The sequence below is a fragment of the Achromobacter spanius genome (assembly GCF_002812705.1).
In the GTDB taxonomy this organism is placed as follows: Bacteria; Pseudomonadota; Gammaproteobacteria; order Burkholderiales; family Burkholderiaceae_B; genus Achromobacter; species Achromobacter spanius.
The window spans coordinates 1,031,449-1,044,776 of record NZ_CP025030.1 but is presented as its reverse complement, the minus strand read 5'-3'; the positions used below and the strand labels follow the sequence as shown (position 1 = coordinate 1,044,776).

At 65.7% G+C, this 13,328-nt stretch carries 11 protein-coding genes; 8 read left to right on the top strand and 3 right to left on the bottom strand.

Going from position 1 to position 13,328, the window contains the following annotated elements:
- The 8 genes from CVS48_RS04675 (at nucleotide 1) to CVS48_RS04640 (ending at nucleotide 8,581) form a co-directional block, all read left to right on the top strand.
- Nucleotides 1–1,005 carry a cyclase family protein gene (locus CVS48_RS04675; protein WP_100853455.1) on the top strand — a complete coding sequence of 335 codons (1,005 nt, stop codon included), beginning with the start codon at nucleotides 1–3 and terminating at the stop codon, nucleotides 1,003–1,005.
- A gap of 73 nt (nucleotides 1,006–1,078) precedes the next feature.
- On the top strand, nucleotides 1,079–2,047 hold the full coding sequence (locus CVS48_RS04670; RefSeq protein ID WP_100853454.1) for a tripartite tricarboxylate transporter substrate binding protein: 969 nt from the start codon (nucleotides 1,079–1,081) through the stop codon (nucleotides 2,045–2,047).
- A 71-nt stretch (nucleotides 2,048–2,118) separates the two neighbouring features.
- Nucleotides 2,119–2,577, top strand: coding sequence for a carboxymuconolactone decarboxylase family protein (locus CVS48_RS04665; protein WP_100857512.1), 459 nt, complete (start codon nucleotides 2,119–2,121; stop codon nucleotides 2,575–2,577).
- Nucleotides 2,578–2,678: 101 nt separating this feature from the next.
- Nucleotides 2,679–3,596: a GAF domain-containing DNA-binding protein gene (locus tag CVS48_RS04660; protein ID WP_242001367.1), complete on the top strand. Its 918-nt coding sequence runs from the start codon at nucleotides 2,679–2,681 to the stop codon at nucleotides 3,594–3,596.
- A 152-nt stretch (nucleotides 3,597–3,748) separates the two neighbouring features.
- Entirely contained in the window at nucleotides 3,749–4,894 is a 1,146-nt protein-coding gene (ampH, locus tag CVS48_RS04655) for a D-alanyl-D-alanine-carboxypeptidase/endopeptidase AmpH (protein ID WP_100853453.1), read from the top strand.
- A gap of 35 nt (nucleotides 4,895–4,929) precedes the next feature.
- The gene (locus tag CVS48_RS04650; RefSeq protein WP_100857510.1) at nucleotides 4,930–6,087 is read left to right on the top strand and encodes a hypothetical protein; all 1,158 of its coding nucleotides are present in this window, start codon (nucleotides 4,930–4,932) and stop codon (nucleotides 6,085–6,087) included.
- 9 nt (nucleotides 6,088–6,096) lie between these two features.
- Nucleotides 6,097–7,680, top strand: coding sequence for a serine hydrolase (locus tag CVS48_RS04645; RefSeq protein WP_167400946.1), 1,584 nt, complete (start codon nucleotides 6,097–6,099; stop codon nucleotides 7,678–7,680).
- Between the two features lie 109 nt (nucleotides 7,681–7,789).
- Nucleotides 7,790–8,581: a fused MFS/spermidine synthase gene (locus tag CVS48_RS04640; RefSeq protein WP_100857508.1), complete on the top strand. Its 792-nt coding sequence runs from the start codon at nucleotides 7,790–7,792 to the stop codon at nucleotides 8,579–8,581.
- Between the two features lie 24 nt (nucleotides 8,582–8,605).
- Here the strand turns inward: CVS48_RS04640 and CVS48_RS04635 are convergent, their stop codons facing one another.
- From CVS48_RS04635 to CVS48_RS04625, 3 genes are all read right to left on the bottom strand, one after another.
- The gene (locus tag CVS48_RS04635; RefSeq protein ID WP_242001368.1) at nucleotides 8,606–10,918 is read right to left on the bottom strand and encodes an FdhF/YdeP family oxidoreductase; all 2,313 of its coding nucleotides are present in this window, start codon (nucleotides 10,916–10,918) and stop codon (nucleotides 8,606–8,608) included.
- A gap of 110 nt (nucleotides 10,919–11,028) precedes the next feature.
- Complete coding sequence (locus CVS48_RS04630; protein ID WP_100857506.1) at nucleotides 11,029–12,237, bottom strand: amidase; 1,209 nt, start codon at nucleotides 12,235–12,237, stop codon at nucleotides 11,029–11,031.
- A 14-nt stretch (nucleotides 12,238–12,251) separates the two neighbouring features.
- Nucleotides 12,252–13,244 carry a Bug family tripartite tricarboxylate transporter substrate binding protein gene (locus CVS48_RS04625; protein WP_100853452.1) on the bottom strand — a complete coding sequence of 331 codons (993 nt, stop codon included), beginning with the start codon at nucleotides 13,242–13,244 and terminating at the stop codon, nucleotides 12,252–12,254.
- Nucleotides 13,245–13,328: the final 84 nt, after the last annotated feature.

Here is a 13,328-nt window from a genome sequence, read left to right as displayed (position 1 = left end):
ATGAATCAAGCACGCCGCTACGGGCATCGGCCGGAAGGATCGAATTGGGGGGACTTCGGGCATGACGACCAGCTCGGCACCCTTAATTACCTGGACAGCCAGGCGCGCTTGGCCGCTGTTGCCGAAATTCAGACCGGCCTGTCGTTTTCCTTGAGCCTGCCGCTGACGGTGCCGCGCGCACCCGTGCTCAACCCGCGCCGCAAGGGCCCGGTGATCCAAGCCGCTGAAAAGAATGGCGTGCCGGTCTACCGCTACCCCTTGGCGCGCGACGTGCCCGGCGCCACCGACGTTGTCAGCGATGACCGCGTCACCCTGTCGCCGCAGTACTCCACGCAATGGGACGCGCTGGGTCATGTGGGATCGATGTACGACGCACATGGCACCGGTGACGCGCAGCCCACCGGCTACAACGGCTTTACCGTCAGCGAACCTCAATCAGAGAACTTTGCCGGCACCCAAGACCTGTCCATTGCCCCGATGGCGCGGCACGGCATCCAGGGCCGTGGCGTGATGGTGGACCTGCGCGCCCGCTTTGGCGACGCGCATCGCAAGGTCTCCTACCGCGACCTGATGGACGTGATGCAGGCCGATGGCGTGCAGGTTCGCCCGGGCGACGTGCTGTGCCTGCACACCGGCCTGGCCGATCTGGCGCTGACCTTGGGCGACGACGAACAAGACCGGCTCAAGACCAGTTGCTGCGTGCTGGATGGCGCGGACGCGCAACTGCTGGCGTGGATAAAGGAGAGCCGCATCGCGGCCATCGCCGCCGACAACCACGCCGTGGAACTGCGCAACCATCACCTGGATACGGGCACGGGGCCGCTGCTGCCCCTGCACGAACAATGCCTGTTCAAGCTGGGCCTGCCGCTGGGCGAGCTTTGGCACCTGACCCCGCTGGCGCAATGGTTGCGCCAGCATGGCCGACACGCTTTTTTCCTGACCGCCGCACCCATGTACGTGCCCGGTCTGGTGGGCGCGCCGGTCAACCCCATCGCGACCGTCTGACTTTGCCAGGCGGATCGCGCCACGATTCCATGATCCATTTCACATCCCCGTAGGGGGGACTTGAGGAGCACACATGAAGAAAACCTACATCGCGGCCCTGGCCGCCACCATTGGCCTGACCAGCGCGTTGGGCACGGCTCACGCCGCCGGCTATCCCGAGCAACCCATCACCATGGTGGTGCCGTATTCCGCCGGTGGCGGCGCCGACAACGCCGCGCGCATCATCGCGCAAGGCATGGGCGAAGTAGCCGGCCAAAGCGTGGTCATCGAAAACAAGGGTGGCGCCAGCGGCGCTATCGGCGCGGCCTACGTGGCGCGTGCCAAGCCGGACGGCTACACGGTGCTGTTCGATGCGTCCGCCTTCGCGATCAACCCGGCGCTGCGCAAGCTGCCCTACGACGTGAAAAAGGACTTCGTGCCGGTCTCGCAGGCCGTCAGCGTGCCGAACATCCTGGTGGCGGCGCCCGGCTCGGCCTTCAACAACCTGCCTGACTTCATCACGGCCGCGCGCGCCAACCCGGGCCGCTACACGTTTGCGTCCTACGGCCCGGGCAGCCTGGCGCAGATGGCCGCCGAACTGCTGAAGAAAGACGCGGGCATCGACGTGGTGCACGTGCCGTACAAGGGCGGCGCGCCGGCCATTGTTGATGTCATGGGCGGGCAGGTTGACGTCTATTTCGCCAACGCCGCGTCCAGCCTGAACTACGTCAGCGGCGGCAAGCTGAAGGCGCTGGCGGTATCGTCGGCCAAGCGCATGCCCGAACTGCCGAACGTGGCTACCGTCGGCGAAGCCGGCATCAAGGACTTTGACGTGGCCGAGTGGAACGGCTTGTTCCTGCCCGCCGGCACCGACCCCGCCGTGGTGGCCAAGCTGCAAGACCTGGTGCAGAAAGCGCTGGCCCGCCCCGACACCCGCGAAAAGCTCGGCAAGCTGGGCCTGACCCCCGTGGGCAGCAGCGCGGCCGACTTCGCCAAGTTCGTCGACGCCGAACAAGTGCGCTGGGCCGAGGTCGTGAAAGCCAATAACATCACGGTGAATTGATCGACAAGGGGCGCGGGCGGATGTTCAGCTTGCGCCCCTATCCTCACGCATTCACGCAAAAGGGGTATCAGATGAGCCGGCAAGACGATTTCGAGCGGGGCTTGGCCAACCGCCGCGCCGTGTTGGGCGATGAATGGGTGCAGCGCTCGCTGGACCGCGCCACCACGTTCACGGCCGACTACCAGAACCTGATCACGCGCTATGCCTGGCACGATATCTGGAGCCGTCCGGGCTTGCCGCACAAGGCCCGCCGCATGATGGTGCTGGCGGTGACGCTGTCGCTGGGCCGGTGGGAAGAGTTCGAGCTGCATGTGCGCGCGGCGTTGACGGCGCCGGATGAGTCCCGCCTGACGCCCGACGAGCTCAAGGAAGTGCTGTTGCAAAACGCGATCTACGCGGGCGTGCCCGCCGCCAACACCGCGTTCAATCTGGCGCAGGCCATCCTGCGCGAGGTGGCCGAGCAGATCGGCTACGACCTGACCGCCGCGGACCCCCGCCAGGCGGATCTGTTTGGCGGCGCATCTTCCTGATTCAAGCTTGTCTTTGCCCTGGGCCGGAGTGAAAATCGCCGCTTGGCGTGCTGCATGGCAGCACATGGACGATGTTCGATCCGGTCGCCAGGGGAAACGCAGTGAAGGATGCAGTCCAATACCAGACGCACACCATAGGCGAACTCGCGCCTGACTCGTCGCTGAAGTGGCTGTATCGATGCGCGATGAGTTTGCTAAAGCGCCCGGTCGATGACGCCATCGCCGAGCTGCTGGCCTTCATGGGCGAAACCTCGGATGTCGACCGCGCCTGGTTCATTGAATACCGGCCCGACATGCTCCGCTTTCGCAACACTCATGAATGGTGCCGGGGCCAGACGCAGCCCTTTGTCGCCGAACTTCAGGATGTGCCCACGACGCTGATCGCATGGCTGCACAAGTTCATGGTGCAAGGCTATGCCGTGGCCATCCACGATGTGCACGACCTGCCGCGCACCGCACGCATCATCCAGGCCGAATTCGTGCGCCAGGGCAACAAGAGCGTGCTGAGCGTGCCGGTATTCCACGACAAGAAGCTATGCGGGATCATCGGTTTCGACACCACCGTCCTGCATCGGACCTGGTCCGCCGCCGAGATCAACGCCTTGTACCAATGCGCCAATCTGATCGGCCAGGCCAAGTATTCGCACAGTCTCGAGAAGAGCCGGACGGCGATGCACGAGAGCGCCATGTCCGTGGTCTATCTGACGATGCGCGGCGTGGTGCGCGGCGTGCAGCCCGAGACGATCGTGGGCGTGCGATCGGCCGGCAACTACAGCGAGATCTGGCTGGAAGACGGCTCGATGGTGCTGGATTCCCGCGCCTTGGGGCTGTGGTCGACCTTGCTGCCCGAGAAGATCTTCTTCCGGGTCCACCGCACCGCCATTGCCAATGCGTTGCATGTCATGGACGTCGACCGCCGCAGCGTCGACAAGTGGCTGATCCGGATGCGGTCGGTCGAGAGCGCCTGGCCGGTGTCACGCTCGTACCGAAAGCCGCTGCGCGAACGCATGGGGATTTGACCCGGGGCTTTGACCCGGGGCGTGGCCCCCGCCATGCCATTCGTCATGCCGGAATGTTGTTTCGTCCTTGCAATGTGGCCAATGCCGAAGTTTTTGGGATCATCTCGCTTGGCGGGATTCCCGCTTCCCCGGGCACTCTTGAGAGAATCGGCATGCTGGCGTCTCGCGTCCTTTCACGCTTTACCTTCCTGGCTGTTGCCGCCTCTTGCGCGCTAGGCACGGCCCCGGCCCGCGCCACCGACCTGGCCTTGCAAGACGCCGTATCCATGGCCGGCATGCAGCTGTACCTGAACGCCGGCGCGCCCGCCCTGATCATCGCCGTGGTGCGTGGCGACGACGTCGTCATTCAGGGCTACGGCGAGACGGCGCCGGGCAATGGTGTTGAGCCGGACGAACATTCCATCTTCCGGATCGCGTCGGTATCCAAGGTGTTCGCCGGCGACGTGCTGGCGTCGCTGGCGGCCCAGGGCAAGCTCAAGCTGACCGACCCCCTGGCCAAGTACGCACCCGACAAGGCCCCTGTCCAGACCCAGGGCCGCCCCATCACCCTGCTGGACCTGGCCACGCATTCGGCGGGCTTGCCGCGCGAGCTGCCGGACCCGAACGCCAAGCCGTCCGACAATCCCTTCGCGGCCTTCGACCGCGCGTACTACTGGAAGTGGATCGGCGCCAACCCGCCCGCCTATCGGCCCGGCACCACCACCCTGTACTCGAACCTGGGCTTCGGCCTGCTGGGCGATGCGCTGGCCCGGGCGGGGGGCGCCGACTATTCCACGGTGCTCGCCAACGAAGTCATCAAGCCCGCCGGCCTGGTCGACACGACCAACGTGCTGAACGACGCGCAGAAAAAGCGCTTGATGACGGGCCTGGATCCTTTCGACAAACCCGATCCGAACGCGCCGGTGCCTGACGTGATGTACGCCAGCGCGGGCATCTATTCCACGGCGGGCGACATGGCGCGCTGGATGCGCTGGCATCTGGACGGCGCCAGGCAGGGCAAGGAAGCGTTCACCCTGGCCCACACGATGTGGCTGCCGTATGACGGCTTGAAGTCCGTGGTGGGCACGGAAGTGACCGATGCCGACGGCATGGGGCTGGGCTGGGTGATGAGCCTGCCGCGCAATGGCGCGCCGTTGCTGCTGGGCAAAAGCGGCGGCCTGGGCGGCTTCATGAGCTATGCGGTGTTGTCGCCCAATCGTGGCCTGGGCGTGTTCGTCGTCGCCAGCCGGGTCAACTTCGCCATGTTCGGGAACATCCATTCCCAAGTGCGCGAGCTGGCGGCCGAGCTGGCGAGGTGATCGGGGCTGGCCGGTGTCCAGCAATGGGCGCGCGTATGACAAGAGCGCTTGGCCGCGCCATGGCATTGGTCGCGCTGGCGTCCGGCGCCGCGTCCGCGCAAGAGGGGCCTGATCCTTTCAAGACCGAGATCTTCCTGACCCCCTACAGCCAGTTGGGCGACGGCGCGGATGACTACCCGCACGTGAATGGCCGCTTCTTGCTGATGACCGGCTACACCGAGTTTTTCGGCATCAAGGACGACAACGGACAGATTCCGCGTTCGCACTGGAGCAGCGTGCAACCCACGGCGGAAGCCGCGCTGGTGTTGCAACTGACGCAGCGGTTCTCGATCCGGACCAAGGCCACGCTCAACTCGTCAAACAACGAGACCCAGGACAACGCCTTTTCGGATCTGGGCGTGGACCTGGACAACCTGTTCGCGGCCTATACGGCGGACCGCTACGCGCTCTATGGCGGCAAGATGGACCTGGGCTTCGGCGACGCCTGGCATGTCATCGACGGCCTGTACAGCGGCTTTAACGAGAACTCGGAATTTCGCGGGTCCATCGGCCTGGGCGGCCGCTACACCTTCGACGCCGGCGGCTACGGCACGCACTCGGTGGCGGCGATGCTGTTCAAGCGCGACGACACGGCGCTCAACCATCGGCTTAGCGTGGACGACGGCTTCATCCGGCCCGACCAGCCGCCGGCGTTCAGCGACCAACTGAAATCGTTCATCGTGTCTTACGACTTTCGAGACTTGCCGGGTTGGGAGGGGCTGTCGGGCGGGGTGGACGCCGGCCGGCTGCACGTGGACCCGGGCCAGGGCGAAAGCGCCAACACGGTTTCCGCTCGGTTTCGGGTCGACGCGCCGCTGGCCGATGCCTGGAGCCTGAGCTGGTTCAACGAGGCCACCTTTGCCAGCGCGTTCCGGGGCGCGCCGGTGGGCAACGGCAATGGGGTGACGTCGGTATCGCTGTCGCGCGAGCGCTGGCAATTCACCGCCACGGCCGCCGCGCGCAAATTGTCCGGCAGTGACGGCAAGCTGGCGCAGTACGGCTTGCAAGACGATTGGGACTGGGCGCTATCGGGCGCTGTCACCTACGTGACGCCGATGGGCTTCATCATTCAGGCCGGCATCACGCATCAGCGCGATCAGGCCATCCGCATCAACCAGGGCGTATTCCGCATCGCGTATCAAGCGGGTTTCTGAGAGGGCACCATGACGAACACACACACCATCATCGCCAGCCTTGTCGTTCTGGCCCTGGGCGGTTCGATGACGGCGCGGGCGCAGCCCATCGCCATTGAAAGCCACGCCAGCCCGCCCGCCGACGCCATCGCGATTCCGGCGGGCAGCAAGGACCTGGCGGTGAAGGCGCTGCCGGGCATCGTCCAGGACATCATGGCGCGCAGTCAGGTGCCAGGCATGGCGGTGGCGGTCGTCATCGATGGCAAGACGGTGCTGGCCCAGGGCTACGGCACGCGCGAGGCAGGCAAGAACGCACCCGTGGATGCGCGCACGGTGTTCCAGATTGCGTCGATCTCGAAGTCGCTGTCGGCAACCGTGGCGGCCATCGAGGTGTCCAAGGGCGTGGTGTCGTGGGATGACCCCGTTGCGCGGTATCTGCCGGACTTCGCGCTCAGCAACGCCTACGTCTCCACGCACGGCACCGTCGGCGATTTCTTCGCGCACCGCTCCGGCCTGCCGGGCACCGCGGGCGACGACCTGGAAGACCTGGGCTACACGCGCGCTGAGGTCATCGCGCGGCTGCGGCTGCAACCGCTGGACGCGTTTCGCACGTCTTATCACTACGCGAACTTCAGCACGACGATCGGCGCCGAGGCGGTGGCGAAGGCGGCGGGCCGTCCGTGGGAAAGCCTGGCGCAAGACCTGCTGTTCGCGCCGCTGGGCATGACGTCGACCAGCTATCGCTACAACGATTTTCTGGCGCACGATAATCGCGCCGTGCTGCATGGCTATCAGAAGGGTGCGTTCGTGCCGCTGGGGCAGCGCAACGCCGATCAACAGGCGCCGGCAGGTGGCGTGTCCTCCACGGTGGTGGATCTGGCGCAATGGTTGAAGCTGTTGCTGGCCAACGGCCAATACCAGGGCAAGCCCATGATTGCCGCCAGCGCGCTGCTGCCTGCCTTGTCGCCGCAATCATTCAGCGCGCGCGCCCACGACATCGATGCGCGTTCCGGCTTCTACGGTTACGGCTTCAACGTCAACACGGAACTGGGCGGACGCCCGTCAATGGGGCATTCCGGCGCGTTCCTGATGGGCACGGGCACCACGTTCAAGATCGTGCCGTCCGCCGGTATCGGCATCGTGGTGTTGACCAACGGCGCACCGGTGGGCGCGGCGGAATCCGTGGCCGCAACGTTTATTGATACGGCGCTGTACGGCAAGCCCACGCGCGACTGGTACGCGGCCTATCACGGCGCCATGCTGGGCTTCTTTGAACCGCAGGCCGATCTTTCCGGCATCGCCAAGCCCGCGACCCCCACGCCCGCCAAACCGCTGCGCCAGTATGTGGGCCGCTATGACAACGCCTACTACGGGCCTGCCGAGATCCAGGAGGCCGACGGCGCGCTGACGCTGGTGCTGGGACCCAAGGGCATGCGCTTTCCGATGACGCACTGGGATGGCGACACGTTCGCGTTCGCGCCCGCCGGGGAAGCGGATCTGGTGGATTCGCTGGCTTCAGTCGTGTTCCAGACGGACCCTGGCGAAGGTCAGGCCAACGGCCTGGATATCAAGTTCTACGACGATGGGGGCCTGGGGCGCTGGGTCCGCAAGTAGGGGCAAGCCGTCGCAGGCGCGGTAGGGGCGGGCCATCGCAAGCGCGCGGAGTGATGGCCGGCCTATTGCTGGTGGTATCTTGTGCCTGTTTTCACCACAAGCCCCGCCCATGTCCGACCCCCATCTTCCCGTCGACGCATCGCCACCCGACTCCGCGCCTGGCGACGCGCCCGCATCCATCCACCGGCCCTTCGTTCAGAACGCGGGCACGCGCCGCACGCTGCATTTCACGCAGAAGGAAATTCAGAGCAGCATGTCGGTGCTTAATCCCGACGCGCTGGAAATCGAATACACGCGGATGATGATGGGCTTCGTGCTGTTCAAGCCCGAGCCCGCCCGCATGCTGATGGTGGGCCTGGGCGGCGGCTCGCTGCCCAAGTTCTGCTATCGCTACCTGGCCGGCACCCGCATTGAAGTCGTCGAGATCGACCCCGCCGTCATTGCGCTGCGCGACACCTTCATGGTGCCGCGCGACGACGACCGCTTCCAGGTCATCCAGGCCGACGCGGCCGACCACCTGCGCGGCCTGTCTGACCACGCCGACGTGATCTTCCTGGACGGCTACGGCGTGGGCGGCATCCCCGATGCCTTGTGTTCGGAAGCGTTCTACGCCGACTGCTTCCGCGCGCTGCGCGACGACGGCATTCTGGTCATCAACTACCACGTTAACCACCCCATGCACCACGACTACCTGGCCCGCGTGCGCGCATCGTTCGGGCCGGCCATGTTCGAAGTGGTGGACGACGACATGACCAACAGCATCGTGTTCGCCTGCAAGGGCGACCTGTTGAACGACCCCGCCGCCGCCGAATTGAAGCGCCCGGCCTCCATACCCCGAGACGCCTGGCGCCAGTTGATGCCGACGATGCGGGTGATCGGGGCGACGTTGGAGCTTCGCTAGGGCCGCAGCTTCTCCAGTCCCGCGTCAGGCCACCTTACGAATCACCACCGGAATCGACTTGTAGCTGGGCGTGCCGCTTTGCTTGTCCTGGTAGTCCAGCGGGCAAAGGTCATTGGCCTCGGGGTAGTACGCGCCGACCGAGCCGGCCGCGATGTCGTAGGCAATCGCCGTCAGGCGCAGGCGCCGGTGGGACTGGCCGGGCAGGTCGGTCTGAAGCTCGACCTCGTCGCCGGGTTCCAGACCATGGCGCGTCAGGTCGGACGCATTCATGAACAGCACATCGCGCCGCCCGAACACGCCACGGTAGCGATCGTCCAGGCCGTAGATGGTGGTGTTGTACTGGTCATGGCTGCGCAAGGTCGTCAGCTTCAGGCTGCCAGGGGTGATCGCGGGATCTTCCTGCAAACCCTTGAACGGCAGGAACTCAGCGCGGCCCGAGGGCGTTTTCCAGATGCGCTCGGTGGGGGGCAGCGGCAGGCGGAAGCCGCCCGGCTTCAGGATGCGTTCGTTGTAGCCGTGGAAGTCCGGGTAGACCTGTTGAATCAGGTCGCGGATGCGGCCGTAGTCTTCCACCAGGTATAGCCACGGAACGCGGCTGTCGGGCAGCGTGGTGGCGGCGATGCCGGCGATGATGGCGGGTTCGGAACGCAGGTGCTCGGACGCCGGCGTCAGCTTGCCGCGCGAGGCGTGCACCATCGACATCGAGTCTTCGACGGTGATCGACTGCGCGCCGCCGGCCTGCACATCGCTTTCCGTGCGGCCCAGCACCGGCAGGATGATCGCGTCGCGGCCGATCAGCAACTGCGAGCGGTTCAGCTTGGTGTTCATGTGCACCGCCAGGTCCAGGCGGCGCATGCCGGCCTCGCATTGGCTTGTGTCGGACAGCGCCATGGCAAGGTTGCCGCCCAGGCAGATCAGCACGCGCGCGTCCCCGTTCACCATCGCCTTCATGCCGTCGACGGCGTCATGCCCATGGCGTTCGGGCGGGCGAAAGCCAAACGTCTTTTCAAAGTTGTCGAACATCACCGGGTCGATCTTTTCGGTGATGCCGACGCTGCGGTTGCCTTGCACATTGGAATGCCCGCGCAACGGGCAGATGCCGGCGCCGGGCTTGCCGAAGTTGCCCCGCATCAGCAGCAGCGCGGCGATCTGCTGCACGTTCTGCGTGCCGCGCGCGTGCTGGGTGATGCCCATGCCGTAGGTGACGATGGTGGCGTTGGACTTGGCGTAGGCGGCGGCCACCTGTTCCAGTTCCGCGCGCGCCAGGCCGCTGGCCTGTTCGATGTCAGCCCAGTCGGTGTTGTCCAGGTCCTGGACGTAGGCATCAAACCCGTTCGTGTGTTCCGCGATGAAGGCGTGATCCAACGCGCCCGGCGCCTTGCGGTCCGCCTCCACCAGCGCCTTCATGATGCCCTTGAGCGCCGCCGCGTCGCCGCCGACCTTCACCTGGTAGTAGGTGGACGCGATGCGGGTCGAGCCGAAGGTGCCCATTTCAATGGGGTCTTGCGGGTCGGCAAAGCGTTCCAGCGCGCGTTCACGCAAGGGGTTGAACACAATGATCGGCACGCCGCGCCGGGCGCATTCATGCAAGGTGCCCATCATGCGCGGGTGATTGGTGCCGGGGTTGTGACCCATCGAGATGATCAGGTCGCAGGCGTCGAAATCATCCAGCGACACCGTGCCCTTGCCGATGCCGATGGCTTGCGGCAGGCCGACGCTGGTGGCCTCGTGGCACATGTTCGAGCAGTCCGGAAAGTTGTTGGTACCGAACTCGCGCGCGAACACGCTCAAGAGAAAGGCGGCCTCGTTCGAGGCGCGGCCAGACGTGTAGAACTCCACCATGTCGGGGTCAGGCACGCTGGACAGCGTGCGGCCGATGTGGGCAAAGGCCGCGTCCCATGAGATGGGCTGATAGGTATCGCTGGCGGCGTCGTAGCGCAAGGGATGCGTCAGGCGGCCGGCGTCTTCCAGCTTGTGGTCGCTCCAGGTCAGCAGTTCGGTGACGGTGTGCGCGGCGAAGAACTCGGGCGTGACCCGCTTCTTGGTGGCTTCCCAGGTGACCGCCTTGGCGCCGTTTTCGCAGAACTGGAAGGTGGACGTATGGGCCTTGTCGGGCCAGGCGCAGCCCGGGCAGTCAAAGCCGTCCGGCTTGTTGGTGCGCAGCAGCAGGACGGGCGCCTCGGCGATCCGCATCTGGTCAGCCACGGCCTGGGCGGTGGCCTTGAGCGCACCCCAGCCACCGGCGGGGGCGTCGTAGCGTTGGATACCGGTCAGGTTGCTGGGATTCTTGGGTGGGTTCTTGCTAGGCGGGTTGTTTGACGGCTTGCTTGGCTTCATAAAAATCTCTGGTTCAAGATGCTATGAAGCACTGTATGCCAAGTGACGTCAATAAAATGTGACGCCAAGTCGGCAGCGCATGCACGAGCGGCTTTGAGGCGATGCCTGGCTCAGCGTGCCGTTGCCATCCCCGTCGCCGTGCCCCAGTCCGCCGCCCACGCAAGCAAGGCGTGATCCTGGTCCGGGCGTGCCACCCATTGCACACCCACCGGCAATCCGTTGTCAGCCTGGCCTGTAGGCAGATGTAGCGCGGGCCATCCCAGTAGCGACCAGATGCGGTTGAAGACTGACGAGCCGGTCGACTGCAAGCCCTTGGGCGCGGGGCCGGGTGCGCTGGGCGCAATGATGATGTCGATCTCGCCGAAGCGGCGTAGCCAGTCTTGCGACAATCGATCTCGGGCCTGCTGGCATTGCACGTAGTCGGCATACGAAATCTCCAGGCCGAGCTTGATCGCGTTGCGCAGCACCGGCGACAGCAAGTCGGCCTGCGAACCGCGCGCAATCGACAGCAGGCCGCGTGCCAGTTCCGCGTGCATGATCTGCGTGTGCAGGTGCAGCAGCGACTTCAAGTCGGCGTCCACATCGGGCGTGATCAGGTCGGCCCCTTGTTCGCGCAGCCGCATGGCGCAATCATCCAGGGCTTGGCGCGACGCCGTGTCCAGCGTACCGATGGCCTCGCACGCCAGCATGGCAACGCGCGGTGCGCGCGTGGATGCATGATCAGGCTCGGCTTGGGGAAGCAACACGGACGCGACCTCGCGGGATTGCGCCACGGTGCGGCTGAACCAGCCTATCGTGTCCAGCGAGTCGCACAGCACGCTCATGCCCTGCCGGTGGACGCGGCCGAAGGTGGGCTTGAAGCCGACCACGCCGCAAAACGCCGCCGGCCGGATCATCGACCCGCCCGTTTGCGTACCCAGCGCGATATCGACCATGCCGGCCGCCACCGCCGCCGCCGAACCGCTGGACGATCCGCCCGGCGTGTGCAAGGCGTGGTGGGGATTGCGGGTGGGGCCGGGCGCGGCGTAGGCGAACTCCGCCGTCACCGTCTTGCCGATCGGGACGGCGCCCGCCGTGCGCAACTGCGCCACGCAGCTTGCGTCCCACCGCGCCGGTTCCGGCGAGGTGGCAAGCGAGCCGGACCGGGTGGGCATGCCCGCGACATCAATCACATCCTTGACGCCGAAGCCCACGCCCGCCAGGGCATTGCGCGGGCCAGCGGCCGTGGGTGTGTCGGCCGGCTCGGCCAGCCACGTCCAGGCCTGAATGGCGGCGTCTTGATCCTTGCTGCGCAGCCATGCGTCGCGTGCACCCCGCATCAGTGCACCCCGCATCATTGGACCTTGATCTGCTTTTGGCGGATCAGTTGTGTCCAGCGCTCACTTTCGCTGGCGATGAAGGCACTGAACTGCTCCGGCGTGCCGCCAGCCACTTCACCGCCTTGGGATTCCACGATCTCGCGGTACGACTTGTCCTGCAACGCACGGTTGATGTGCTCGTTCAGGGTCTTGATCACCTCGGGCGGAGTGCCAGCCGGCGCGACGACGCCAAACCAGTTCGACACCACCATGTCCGGCATGCCCAATTCCTTGAAGGTCGGGACATCGGGCAAGCCGGGTACGCGCTTGTCGGCGGCGACCGCCAACATCCTGATGCGGGGCGTAGCGCCGCTTGCGTGCGGCAGGAACAGGCTGGGCAGTTCGATATAGAAGTCGACGTTGCCGGCGATCAGGTCGTTGACGGCGGGCGCGCCACCCCGGTACGGCACGTGGGTGGCGTTCACGCCGGCCTGGTCCTTGAACAGTTCGCTGCTCAGGTGCGAGGCGCTACCGGCCCCGGTGGACGCATAGTTGAGCTTGTCGGGGTTGCGCTTGGCGTCTTCGATCAACGCGGCGGGGTTGGCGTAGGGCGACTTGTCGCTTACACCCAGCGCCATGGGGCCACGCTCGATGAGCGCAATGGGCGTCAGGTCGCGCGCCGGGTCGAAGGGCATGGTGTACAGCGCCTTGTTGACCGCCAGCGGCGCGAAGTTGCCCAGGCCGATGGTGTAGCCGTCGGGCTTGGCGGTGGCGATCTGCCCGGTGCCGATGTTGCCGCTGGCGCCTGGCTTGTTGTCCACCACGACCGGCACGCCCAGCGAATCGCTCAGCTTTTGCGCCAGTTGGCGCGAGCGCGTATCTGAGCTGCCGCCTGCCGCGTAGGGCACGATGAACTTGATGGCCTGCGTGGGATACGCGGCTTGTGCCCAGGCGTTGGCGGACGCCACGGACAGGCTGGCGGCGAAGGCGCCGGCCAGAAGTTTGATGGTTGCAGTAGTCGTGCGCATGGCATCCCCCGGTTGATTTGTCAGCGCATAGTAGGAAAGGGGGATTAGGTTGTCTAATACCTTATTCTCTGTCTATTGATTCAC

Bases quoted from the DNA above. Each gene is read 5' to 3' on its own strand.
- CVS48_RS04675 (WP_100853455.1), top strand. From the start codon at position 1: ATGAATCAAGCACGCCGCTACGGGCATCGGCCGGAAGGATCGAATTGG.
- CVS48_RS04670 (WP_100853454.1), top strand. From the start codon at position 1,079: ATGAAGAAAACCTACATCGCGGCCCTGGCCGCCACCATTGGCCTGACC.
- CVS48_RS04665 (WP_100857512.1), top strand. From the start codon at position 2,119: ATGAGCCGGCAAGACGATTTCGAGCGGGGCTTGGCCAACCGCCGCGCC.
- ampH (WP_100853453.1), top strand. From the start codon at position 3,749: ATGCTGGCGTCTCGCGTCCTTTCACGCTTTACCTTCCTGGCTGTTGCC.
- CVS48_RS04650 (WP_100857510.1), top strand. From the start codon at position 4,930: ATGACAAGAGCGCTTGGCCGCGCCATGGCATTGGTCGCGCTGGCGTCC.
- CVS48_RS04645 (WP_167400946.1), top strand. From the start codon at position 6,097: ATGACGAACACACACACCATCATCGCCAGCCTTGTCGTTCTGGCCCTG.
- CVS48_RS04640 (WP_100857508.1), top strand. From the start codon at position 7,790: ATGTCCGACCCCCATCTTCCCGTCGACGCATCGCCACCCGACTCCGCG.
- CVS48_RS04635 (WP_242001368.1), bottom strand. From the start codon at position 10,918: ATGAAGCCAAGCAAGCCGTCAAACAACCCGCCTAGCAAGAACCCACCC.
- CVS48_RS04630 (WP_100857506.1), bottom strand. From the start codon at position 12,237: ATGCGGGGTGCACGCGACGCATGGCTGCGCAGCAAGGATCAAGACGCC.
- CVS48_RS04625 (WP_100853452.1), bottom strand. From the start codon at position 13,244: ATGCGCACGACTACTGCAACCATCAAACTTCTGGCCGGCGCCTTCGCC.